9 protein-coding genes are annotated in these 11,350 nt (G+C 70.3%); 4 read left to right on the top strand and 5 right to left on the bottom strand.

All coding sequences use genetic code 11. The features are described from left to right. Window positions 1-37 precede the first annotated feature (37 nt). Genes ACFVIM_RS27475 through ACFVIM_RS27455 form a run of 5 tightly spaced genes read right to left on the bottom strand, consistent with a single transcriptional unit; the run spans window position 38 to window position 5,435 of the window. Complete coding sequence (locus ACFVIM_RS27475) at window positions 38-1,348, bottom strand: DUF58 domain-containing protein (RefSeq protein ID WP_384306590.1); 1,311 nt, start codon at window positions 1,346-1,348, stop codon at window positions 38-40. 11 nt (window positions 1,349-1,359) lie between these two features. Next, window positions 1,360-2,343, bottom strand: a complete 984-nt coding sequence (locus tag ACFVIM_RS27470) for an AAA family ATPase (protein ID WP_384306587.1) — start codon at window positions 2,341-2,343, stop codon at window positions 1,360-1,362. After that, window positions 2,340-3,527, bottom strand: coding sequence for a DUF4350 domain-containing protein (locus tag ACFVIM_RS27465; protein WP_384306584.1), 1,188 nt, complete (start codon window positions 3,525-3,527; stop codon window positions 2,340-2,342). Before ACFVIM_RS27465 ends, ACFVIM_RS27470 begins: the two co-directional genes overlap by 4 nt. Beyond that, complete coding sequence (locus ACFVIM_RS27460) at window positions 3,524-4,213, bottom strand: DUF4129 domain-containing protein (protein WP_384306581.1); 690 nt, start codon at window positions 4,211-4,213, stop codon at window positions 3,524-3,526. The genes ACFVIM_RS27465 and ACFVIM_RS27460 overlap by 4 nt, the downstream gene beginning before the upstream one ends. A 4-nt stretch (window positions 4,214-4,217) precedes the next feature. Beyond that, complete coding sequence (locus ACFVIM_RS27455) at window positions 4,218-5,435, bottom strand: hypothetical protein (protein WP_384306578.1); 1,218 nt, start codon at window positions 5,433-5,435, stop codon at window positions 4,218-4,220. 183 nt (window positions 5,436-5,618) lie between these two features. Here ACFVIM_RS27455 and mtnA point away from each other — a divergent pair, with 183 nt between their 5' ends. The 4 genes from mtnA (at window position 5,619) to ACFVIM_RS27435 (ending at window position 11,303) form a co-directional block, all read left to right on the top strand. After that, window positions 5,619-6,770 (top strand): S-methyl-5-thioribose-1-phosphate isomerase, encoded by a 1,152-nt coding sequence (gene mtnA, locus ACFVIM_RS27450; protein WP_384306575.1) that lies wholly within the window; start codon window positions 5,619-5,621, stop codon window positions 6,768-6,770. A gap of 4 nt (window positions 6,771-6,774) precedes the next feature. After that, complete coding sequence (gene mtrA, locus ACFVIM_RS27445; RefSeq protein ID WP_384306573.1) at window positions 6,775-7,464, top strand: two-component system response regulator MtrA; 690 nt, start codon at window positions 6,775-6,777, stop codon at window positions 7,462-7,464. A 1-nt stretch (window position 7,465) separates the two neighbouring features. After that, on the top strand, window positions 7,466-9,466 hold the full coding sequence (gene mtrB / locus ACFVIM_RS27440; protein ID WP_384306571.1) for an MtrAB system histidine kinase MtrB: 2,001 nt from the start codon (window positions 7,466-7,468) through the stop codon (window positions 9,464-9,466). A 100-nt stretch (window positions 9,467-9,566) separates the two neighbouring features. Continuing rightward, a complete protein-coding gene (locus ACFVIM_RS27435) occupies window positions 9,567-11,303 on the top strand; it encodes an LpqB family beta-propeller domain-containing protein (protein ID WP_384306592.1) in 1,737 nt (578 codons plus the stop codon). Window positions 11,304-11,350 lie beyond the last annotated feature (47 nt).

Raw genomic sequence — 11,350 nt, 5'->3', positions numbered from 1 at the left:
ATGCATCTCCGCGACAAGCCATACCCCTGTTTTGTTTTCAGAGCCGACCCGCGGCCTTCAGGGCGAGATAGGCGTCGGCGAGGGCCGGCGGGAGAGCGTCGGGTGTGGCGTCCACGACCGTCACACCCTGACGGCGCAGCTGTTCTGCGGTGCGCTGACGCTGGGCTTGTGATTGCAGGGCCGCGGCTGCTCCGTACACGGATTCCGCGTTGTCCCGGGCCGTCGTCATATCGGTGATACGAGGGTCGGAGACCGAAGCGAGCAGAAGCGTGTGCTTCCGTGTGAGTCGAGGTAGCACCGGTAGCAGGCCTTCCTCGATGGGAGCGGCGTCGAGGCTGGTCAGGAGAACGATCAGAGATCGGCTTGGCGCGTTGCGGAGTGCTGCGGCGCATAGTCCCCGGGCATCGGTCTCGATGAGTTCCGGTTCCAGGGCAGCCAGAGCGTTGACCGTGGCTGGTAGGAGCTCGCTCGTGGAACGTCCGCGTACCTGGGCTCGGACACGACGGTCGTACGCCAGGAGGTCCACACGGTCACCGGCACGGGACGCCAGGGCGGTGAGCAGGAGGGCCGCGTCCATGGCCGCGTCGAGGCGCGGTACGTCGCCTACCCGGCCCGCTGACGTCCGGCCTGTGTCGAGGACGACCAGGATGTGGCGGTCTCGTTCGGGACGCCAGGTGCGGACGGCGAGGGACTGCTGACGAGCGGTGGCACGCCAGTCGATGGAGCGGGTGTCATCACCCGGCACGTACTCGCGGAGACTGTCGAATTCGGTGCCTTGCCCTCGGACCAGGGTGCTGGTGCGGCCGTCGAGTTCCCGGAGGCGTGCCAATCGGGAGGGCAAGTGCTTGCGACTGGTGAAGGGGGGCAGCACACGGACGGTCCAGGGGACCTGGTGGCTTCCCTGGCGTGCGGCCAGGCCGAGAGGGCCGTAGGAGCGGATGGTGATCCGGTCTGCTTGGCGGTCACCGCGGCGGGTCGGACGCAGGACGGTGGTGATCCGCCGTCGTTCGCCCGCTGGGACCCGTACGGTGTGGCGCGCGTCGCGCTGTTCCGTTCCGGCGATCCAACTGCTGGGAGGCCAGGCGTCCCGGAGGTCGGCGCGTAGTGGTCTGCCGGAGGGGTTGGTGATGGTGAGGCCGACTGCCGCGGGCTTACCAAGTCGAACGGATGTGTCACCGCTTCGGGTGAATCGGAGTGTTCGTACTGGCGCCGCGAGGGCGTAGTCGCACAGAATTGCTAGTGAGATCGGCGCGTTGACGGCCAGTATCCCCGCCCAGTTCGGGGCGAGGATGCCGACGGGCAGGGCGCCGAGGGCTGCGAGAAGCGCGGTTCGTCCGGTGAGGGCCATGACGGTGTCTCTCAGCGGGGGACGGGCACATGGCTGAGGATCGCGGTGATGACGGAGTCGGCGGTGACTCCTTCCATCTCTGCTTCGGGGCGCAGCTGGATCCGGTGTCGCAGTGTGGGCAGGGCCAGTGCTTTCACATCGTCGGGGATGACGTAGTCGCGGCCGGTGAGCCAGGCCCAGGCGCGGGCGGTGGAGAGCAGTGCGGTGGCACCACGGGGAGATACGCCCAGGATGAGTGAGGGGGATTCACGAGTGGCACGACAGATATCGACGATGTAACCGGTGATCTCGGCGGAGACCGAGGTCTGGGCGACGGCGGCCCGCGCCGCTTCGAGATCTGCTGGACCGGCTACGGCGGTCACGCCCGCCGCTTTGAGGTCGCGTGGGTCGAAGCCCCCCGCGTGCCGGGTGAGAACGCTGATCTCGTCCGCACGGGAAGGGAGTGGGACGGTCAGCTTGAGCAGGAAGCGGTCCAGTTGGGCCTCGGGCAGGGGATAGGTGCCCTCGTACTCGACGGGATTCTGTGTCGCCGCCACCAGGAAGGGCTCGGGGAGCGGCCGGGGGGTGCCGTCGACGGTGACCTGACGTTCCTCCATCGCCTCCAGGAGCGAGGACTGAGTCTTGGGCGGTGTGCGGTTGATCTCGTCGGCGAGCACCAGGTTGGTGAAGACGGGACCTGGCTGGAAGGAGAAGGCCGCGGTGCGAGCGTCGTAGACCAGTGAGCCGGTCACGTCGCTGGGCATCAGATCAGGAGTGAACTGGATGCGTTTGGTGTCGACCTGCAGGGCTGATGCCAACGCTCGTACCAGCAGTGTCTTGGCGACGCCGGGCACTCCTTCGAGAAGGACATGGCCCCGGCACAGGAGGGCCACGACGAGGCCCGTGACAGCGGGATCCTGACCGACCACGGCCTTGGCGATCTCGGTCCGCAGGGCCTCGAGCGAGGCGCGGGAACGGTCCGCGATCTCGTCCGTCTCGGGGGTCGGGGCGCTCATGTGGTGCGTACCTCTCTTTCAAGGGTGTCGAGGTGGTTCGCCAGGCGGACGAGTGCGTTGTCGTCGGCGGGAGCCGCGCCGAACAGAAGGGCCGTGAGGTCGTGGTCACCGGTCGTCAGATGGGCGGTCACGGCGGGGATCAGCACGGCCGGGGAGTGCGCTTCGGGCAGGGGTACACCCAGCAGGGAAGCGAGCCGGGTGCGTGTGGCCGCGCGGAGGGCGTCGGCGACGCGGCCTCGGGCGTTGAGTTGGTGGTAGAGCCGCGCGCGGCCCTCGGTTGATTCGGAGGCCGGGATGGCGACGGGCAGACGTTCGGTGACCAGGGGACCCAGCCGTCGGGCACGCCAGATGGCGGTGCAGAGGGCGGCGATGGTGAGTTGCAGGGATCCCCAGAGCCAGCCGGAGGGGATCAGCTCGGTGAGGGCGGCCTTGGTGCCGTCGGTGTCGTCGGCCGCGTCATCGGGTGAGGGGAGGTACCAGACCAGATGGGTGCGGGAACCGAGGAGTCGCAGGGCGAGGGAGGCGTTGCCGTGTTTGTCGAGGCGGTGGTTGTAGAGGATGTCGGGTGCCCCGAGCAGGACGGTGTCACCGCCGTCCGCGGTGGGGACCCGGAGGAGGGTGGGAAGACCGTCGTGGGGGTAACAGACGTCCGCAGCCGGGGCCGTGGAAACGTATCGGTCGCCACCGAGGTCGGCGCTGCCCGCGTTCACCGCGGCGGGAAGCCCGCAGCGTGGTGCCCGGGCGGAGACCGGGGCGGTGGACGCCGCTCGGACGCCGGGGGCCAGGGTCTCCACGGAGCGTGCTCCGGCCGAGATCACGATCAGGCGGCCACCGGAAGGGGCGGCGGCGGTGTGGAGACGTCGCTGCTGGGCGGGGGTGAGCCGGTCCGGGTCGGTGACGAGGAGGGTCGTATCGGGGCCGACGGAGGCGGCGGCCTCGGCGTTGGTGGTGACCACGCGGAGGGAGACCCCTTGCACCGAGAGGAGTTCGGCGACCGCGCGGCTGCCGATGCGTTCGGCGGAGCGGGGATCGAGGCGGCCGTGGGCGTCACCGGAACGCAGCGCCGCGAGCGTGATCCCCGCGACGATCAGCAGGGTGAGCGCGAGCAGGATTCCCCGGGCGTGGATCCATATCTGACGGCTGCTGAGGGAGAGGGAGGTGGTCCTCGGGGTGTCACCCGTCATTCGACCGCCCCGAGGAGGCGTGTGGATGAGGGTGTGGCACGTTCCAGGGCTCCATCGAGATCGCGTAGTCGCCCATACGTGGCCGTGTCGGCCGTGCGGCCACCGTATGTGATGTCGTCGAAGGCACGGGCGGCGGCCTGGAGTGCTTCAGCGTGGCCGGGCAGAAGGAGGGAGGCTTCGGCGGCGGCCTCATCGGCGGTGCGACCTGGGCGGTGGTCGAGGAGCGCCCGTTCCTCCAGCGCGCGGACGATGGCCCGCATGCGCTCCTGGACGGCGGGGTTCCAGCGCAGGGCGGCGGCGTGGGCCTCGGCGGTGGCACGGTGCTGTGCCGCGGTGCGGGAGTGGCCATCGAAGAGCACGTCCCGCGCGGGCCCTTGGAGGCGCTGGGGTGTACCCAGCCGCCACCAGAGGGCCCCGATCAGCGCGGCGATGATCAACAGGGTGACGGCGATGCCGATGAAGCCACCTGGTGCGGCACCGGACACCGCGGTGAAGAGGTCGTCGATCCAGTCCCAGAAGGCGTCGGACGCGCGTTGGAGCAGATGGGGCTCGTGCTCCTGGTACATCGGCTTGGACAGCTCGCGCTCCGCCGCTTCGCGGGCGGGCACACGGGGGATGTCGACGGGCACGTCACCGCTCGCGCGTGGCATCGGCCCGGCCGCCGTCACACCCCCCGTGTCGGTCACTCCCTCAGCCCCTGGGGCCGCCGCCCGGCGTCGTGGGGCCGGTGTATCCGGGGACACCGGCGGCGCGGGCGAGTTCCAGGTCCAGTGCCTCGCGGCGGATCCGCTGGTCGATGTAGAGGAGCGCGGTGACACCCGCGGAGATCGGATACGTGATGGCCGAGCCGATCACCGAACCGATGCCAGTGATGATCAGGAACGGCCAGCCGAAATCGGTGTTCCCGTCCAGGAGACCGCTGATCCCGTCACCGTCCACGGCGATACCGATCACGCTGAACGGCACAGCGATGATCATGGATACGAGGAAGGTCAGCACCATCGTCAGCAACAGGATGCCGAAGGTGCGCCACCAGGCTCCCTCGACCAGCTTGGCCGAACGGCGCAAGGACGGGACGATGCCCTGGTGCTCCAGCATCAGCGCGGGCGGAGCGAGCGCGAAGCGGACCAGCAGCCAGATGGTGACGCCGAGCGCGGGCAGCAGACCGATCGCGATGAGCGCACCGCCCTGTTCACCGCCGAGCAGGAGGCCCGGCACCATCGCCACACCGAGGATGGCCGCCGCCAGAAGCATCAGAAGCAGGGTGAGACCGAGCAGCTGAGGCAGCCGTGGCCTGGCCTCGCGCCATGCCTCGGCGAGGGTCACCTGCCGTCCCAGGACCGATCGGCTGATGACCACCGTGAGCAGGGCCGTGGTGAAGAGAGTGGCGATCAGGCTGATGACCAGCGTCGGGATCATGCCGATCAAGCTGACTTGGAACGATTCCACCGACTGCCGCAGAGCCTCGGCCGGTTCGGCGTCCGCGTCGACCTTCACCGGCTCGGGCAGCAGATAGCGGTCGGCGAGGACCATCAGGATCTGCGAGATCACGGCGACGGTGATCGTGATGCCGAGCACCGTGCGCCAGTGGACGCGCAGCGTGGAGACCGCGCCGTCGAGTATCTCCCCGACGCCCAGGGGCCGGAGCGGGATGACACCAGGCTTGGCCACGGCGGGCGGCCCCCAGCCTCCGTAGGGTCCGCCGCCCCAGCCTGGGCCAGAGGGGCCGTGCTGGTGGGGCGGATACGGGCCCGGCGGGGGCGCCCACTGTCCGGGAGGCGGCTGGTTGCTGGACCACTGCGAGGCGGAGCCCTTCCCCTCACCGGGTTCCGTCGGCCGGGGCACGCCGTCGCTCTGCCCATCGGAGTGAGCGGACCCGGGCGATGCCCAGCCCGGAGTGTCGTTCACGGTCGTCCACCTCATGGCTTGGTCGTCGGACCGGCTCGGCGAACCGGTGTGTGCGCGGTTCCTGCTCGTCTGTGCGTCCGGCAGGTGTGGGGCCATCGTGCCACGCGCCGGTCGTGCGGGGGTGGGGCCCCGTCCCCTCCGTCGTGCCTTCATTGTGGGTGGCCCAGCGGGCAGACTGGACAGATGGCTGATCAGTACGCGCGAAACCCCGCCCGCGATGAGTCGTCCATGCTTCCCGCGCTGCGCTGGGAGGAACCTCCCGAAGGCCCGGTCGTGGTGCTGCTCGACCAGACCCGGCTGCCCGCCGAGGAGGTCGAGCTGGTCTGCACCGATGTGCCCGCGCTGGTGGGGGCGATCAGGGCCCTGGCCGTGCGAGGTGCTCCCCTGCTGGGCATCGCCGGCGCCTATGGGGTGGCCCTGGCCGGTGCCCGGGGGTATGACGTCGAGGAGGCGGCGGCCCTGCTGGAGCGGGCACGGCCCACCGCGGTGAACCTCGCCCACGGCGTGCGCCGGGCGACGGACGCCTATCGCAGGGCATCGGGGCAGGGTGCCGAGGCCGCGGCACGGGCCGCGCTCATGGCCGCGCGTGAGCTGCACCGGCAGGATGCCGAGGCCAGTGTCCGCATGGCGGAGCACGGGCTGACGCTCCTCGATGAGCTGCTTCCCGGGGGCGGGCACCGGATCCTCACCCACTGCAACACCGGTGCGCTGGTCTCGGGAGGGGAGGGGACCGCCTTCGCCGTGGCGCTCTTCGCCCATCGTGCGGGCAGGCTGAGGCGGCTGTGGGTCGATGAGACCAGGCCCCTGCTCCAGGGCGCCCGGCTGACCGCCTACGAGGCCGCGCGCCACGGCCTGGCATACACCCTGCTCACGGATAACGCGGCGGGGTCCCTGTTCGCGGCGGGGGAGGTGGACGCGGTGCTGATCGGTGCCGACCGGATCGCCGCCGACGGGGCGGTGGCCAACAAGGTGGGCAGCTATCCCCTCGCCGTGCTGGCCCGCTACCACCACGTTCCGTTCATCGTGGTGGCACCCATGACGACCATCGACCCGCGTACCGCCAACGGCGCGGCCATCGAAGTGGAGCGGCGTTCCGGCGATGAGGTGACGGAGCTGCCCGCGCCACGGGCCATGGGCGCCGGCGCTGGGCCTACGGGACCCGGGGGAGGGCTGGCCATCGCCCCTCTCGGCACTCAGGCGTACAACCCCGCTTTCGATATCACGCCGCCCGAGCTGGTCACGGCGATCGTGACCGAAGAGGGTGTGGTGTCGCCGGTCTCGGCGGCGGGAGTGGAGGAGCTGTGTTCCAGGTCACGCCAGGTCACGATGAGCTAATGGGATGATGTCGGCTATGAAGGGACGAGTCCTCGTCGTTGACGACGACACCGCACTGGCCGAGATGCTCGGGATTGTGCTGCGTGGTGAAGGTTTCGAGCCGTCGTTCGTAGCGGACGGTGACAAGGCGCTTGCTGCTTTTCGTGAGGCGAAGCCCGATCTTGTGCTGCTGGACCTGATGCTGCCCGGACGGGACGGTATCGAGGTCTGCCGATTGATCCGGGCGGAGTCCGGTGTACCAATCGTCATGCTCACGGCCAAAAGCGACACGGTTGACGTCGTGGTCGGGCTGGAGTCCGGTGCCGACGACTACATCGTCAAGCCGTTCAAGCCGAAAGAGCTCGTCGCGCGGATCCGGGCGCGGCTGCGGAGGTCGGAGGAGCCCGCGCCGGAGCAACTGGCGATCGGTGATCTGGTCATCGATGTAGCCGGGCACTCGGTGAAGAGGGACGGCCAGTCCATCGCGCTGACCCCGCTGGAGTTCGATCTCCTGGTGGCGTTGGCCCGTAAGCCGTGGCAGGTGTTCACCCGGGAGGTGCTGCTGGAGCAGGTCTGGGGCTATCGGCACGCGGCCGACACCCGGTTGGTGAACGTGCATGTACAGCGGCTGCGCTCGAAGGTCGAGAAGGACCCGGAGCGTCCCGAGATCGTGGTGACCGTCCGTGGCGTCGGTTACAAGGCCGGGCCGAGCTGATATGCCCCGTGGCGGCGTTGCTCCGAAGCCCGGGGAGTCAGGGGGCCGTGCGGGGTGGGCTGCCGGAGGCGTTCGCGGGCCGGCGTGGCTCGGTCGTCTGCTGAGCGGTGGACGGGCGGGCCGGGACGGCCAGCTCGGTCGGCTGGTGGTGCGGCTTGTGGTGCGCTGGGTGCGCCGGCCGCTGCTGCCCGCCGTGCGGATGTGGCGGCGGAACATCCAGCTGAAGGTCGTGGTGACCACGCTGCTGATGTCGCTCGGCGTCGTGGTGCTGCTCGGTTTCGTTGTCGTCGGTCAGGTGCGCAACGGGCTGCTTGAGGCCAAGAACAACGCCGCCGCGAGTCAGGCGGCCGGAGGGTTCGCGGTGGCCCAGGAGCGGGCCAACGCACAGATGGCGACCGGCGGGCCCGACGGTTCGGCGGCGGACCGGCAGAAGGCGACCAGCTCATGGCGGTCCGACCTGGTGGAGCAGCTCGCCAGTGGCGGGCAGGGCGCTTTCAGCGTGGTGGCGCTGAGCGCGGAATCCGAGAACGCCGGGCTCAACCGCGGTCACCGTGGGTCAGGGCCCATCGACGTCGCCTCCATCCCGGAGGACCTGCGGTCCGTCGTGGGCCAGAAGACGGGGCCGCAGAAGACGTACATCCGCATCACGTACAAAGATCCGGAGCATGAGCCGGAGCCCGGACTGGTCGTGGGGCAGCGGCTCAACGACAACGACGGGAATCCGTACGAGCTGTACTACATCTTCCCGCTGACCCAGGAAGAGCAGTCGCTGAACCTGGTCAAGGGAACGCTGGCGACGGCCGGGCTGTTCGTGGTGGTGCTGTTGGGCGCCATCGCCTGGCTGGTCGTACGGCAGGTCGTGACGCCCGTACGGATGGCGGCGGGCATCGCCGAGCGGCTGTCGGTCGGGCGGCTCCAGGAGCGGATGAAGGTGACCGGTGAGGACGACATCGCGCGCCTCGGCGAGGCCTTCAACAAGATGGCGCAGCACCTCCAGCACAAGATCCAGCAGTTGGAGGAACTCTCGCGGATGCAGCGGCGCTTTGTCTCCGACGTCTCGCACGAACTGCGGACGCCGCTGACGACGGTCCGGATGGCGGCCGATGTGATCTACGAGGCGCGGGATGACTTCGACCCGGTGACGGCCCGCTCGGCGGAGCTGCTCGGCGACCAGCTGGACCGGTTCGAGTCGCTGCTCGCGGACCTGCTGGAGATCAGCCGGTTCGACGCGGGCGCGGCGGCGCTGGAGGCCGAGCCGATAGATCTGCGCGAGGTCGTCCGCCGGGTGATCGGCGGCGCCGAGCCGCTGGCCGAGCGCAAGGGCACCCGGATACGGGTGCTGGGCGATGAGCAGCCCGTGGTCGCGGAGGCCGACGCGCGCCGGGTGGAGCGTGTGCTGCGGAACCTGGTCGTCAACGCCGTCGAGCATGGCGAGGGCCGTGATGTGGTCGTACGGATGGCGTCGGCGGGAGGCGCGGTCGCGGTCGCGGTGCGGGACTACGGCGTCGGATTGAAGCCGGGCGAGGCGACCCGGGTCTTCAGCCGCTTCTGGCGGGCCGATCCCGCACGGGCGCGCACCACCGGGGGCACCGGTTTGGGACTGTCGATCGCCGTGGAGGACGCGCGGCTGCACGGTGGCTGGCTCCAGGCGTGGGGCGAGCCCGGCGGCGGGTCTCAGTTCCGGCTCACCCTGCCCCGGACCGCGGACGAGCCCCTGCGCGGCTCGCCGATACCCCTGGAGCCGGAGGACTCCCGGCGCAACCGGGAGCGTGCCGCGAGCGTGGCGCGGAGCAATGCCGGACTACTGCCCTCCGTACCGGTCCAGCCCGGGGGATCCCGCTCACCGCTGCCGGCGCCCCCGCCGACCGCGCCCGCCGGGGTGGATCCCACGGCGCTGCCCGGCAACGGCGCGCGCGTCGTGGCCCGCCCGGCGGTGGAGCACCGGGGATCCACCCTGACCTCGATACCGCCGGACCGGGAGGACCCCGAGCGTGGACGCTGATCTCCGTGGCACGGCCCCCGCGCGCGGACGGGTCCGGCGCGCCCTGCGTCTGGGCGCGCTGCTCACCAGTGGTGGCGTACTGGTCACGGGCTGTGCCTCGATGCCCGACAGTGGTGACATCAGGCCGGTGAAGGCGTCTCCCCGGGGCGACTCACAGGTGCGGGTGTACGCCGTGCCGCCGCGCCCGAGCGCGCCGCCGGAGGAGATCCTCAGTGGCTTCCTGGAGGCGATCACCAGCGACGACTTCGATATCGCGCGTACGTATCTGACACCGGCGGCGGAGAAGGTCTGGCGTCCCGACGCCCAGACGACGGTGCTGGAGGCCGCGCCGGACCGCGGTCTGTCGACCGAGGGCGGCGAGGGCAACCCCGGTATGGACTACGAGCTGGTCGGCAGGAAGATCGCGACCGTGGACGCCCAGCACGCCTACCAGGCGGTGGCGCCCGAGCAGTACCGCAGCACCGTCCGGCTGGTGCAGGTCGGGTCCAAGAAGGACTGGCGCATCGACCAGCCCCCGGAGGGACTGGTGCTCGGTGCGTCCGATTTCGAGCGTAACTACCGTTCGGTGAACAAGTACTACTTCGCCACCGGGCGTGACACCGTGGTCGCCGATCCGATCTTCATCCGGCAGCGGATGGACCCGGTGACGCGGATGGACCCCGTCACGCAGACCGTGAAGGCGCTGCTGGACGGGCCGACCAACTGGCTGAAGCCCGTGGTCGAGTCGCCTTTCCCCACGGGTACGACACTGCGGGACGGCGTCAGGTCGCTCTCGTTCGACGACCAGAACGTGCTCAAGGTGCCACTCAACGAGAAGGCGTCCAACGTCGGCCAGGCGCAGTGCAACCGGATGGCGGCGCAGATCCTGTTCACCCTCAAGGACCTGTCCGCGAGCCGGGTCGAGCAGGTGGCGCTCCAGCGTTCCGACGGTAGCTCGCTGTGCGTACGCAGCAGTGGGGAGGCGGAGATCTACGCCCCCGACCATGTCCTCGGCGGTACGGGCAAGCAGTACTTCATCGACGCCAGGGGCTCGCTCGCGGTTCTTCCCGACGACGCGAAGAAGCCGCCGGTGCCGGTGCCGGGTCCGTTCGGCGAGGGTGCGATGCCGATGAGCGCGGCCGCGGTCGCGCGGGACGAGCGCCGGGCGGCGGCCGTCTCCAAGGACGGCGGCCGTCTCCACGTCGCCTCGATCGAGTCCGAGGGCGAACCCGCCACCGAGGTCGCGCACAGCAAGGGCGCGACCCTGGGAACGCGTCTGTCCGCCCCGAGCTGGGACGGCAACGGTGATCTGTGGGTGGCCGACCGCGATCCCGCCCAGCCCGCCCTGCTGCGTCTGGTCAACGGGACGGAGCCCGCGCAGCGGGTCGCCATCGTCCCCGCTCTCGACGGCGCGCGGATCGAGTCGCTCAAGGTCTCCGCGGACGGCGCGCGCATCGCCTTCCTGCTGAGCGAGGACGGCCGTACGACGCTGAAGATCGGCCGGGTCGAGCACGACGGCACCAAGGGCGGCGGTGCCGTGTCCGTCACGGACCTGCGTGCGGTGGCGCCGCAGATGGAGACGGTCACCGCCGTCTCCTGGGCCGGACCGAGCCGTCTGGTGGTCGTCGGCAAGGAGTCCGGCGGGGTCAAGCAGGTCCTCTATATGCAGACCGACGGCTTCACCTCCGCCACGGGTGTCCTTCAGGGCCTCAACGGTGTCACCGCCGTCTCCGCCGCCAACGAGGAGAACCGCCCGCTGGTGGCGCACTCCAAGGACGACGGCGTCGTCCGTCTCCCGGCGGGCGGCAACTGGCAGACGGTGGTGCCCAAGGGCACCTCCCCGATCTATCCGGGCTGATCTGGCCCCGGGAGGCGGTACGAGGGGGCGGGGAGGCCGGAGCGGCC

The organism is Streptomyces sp. NPDC057638 (assembly GCF_042800315.1).
In the GTDB taxonomy this organism is placed as follows: Bacteria; Actinomycetota; Actinomycetes; order Streptomycetales; family Streptomycetaceae; genus Streptomyces.
Note: the sequence above shows the minus strand (reverse complement) of the source record. Positions and strands in the feature narration are given on the sequence as shown.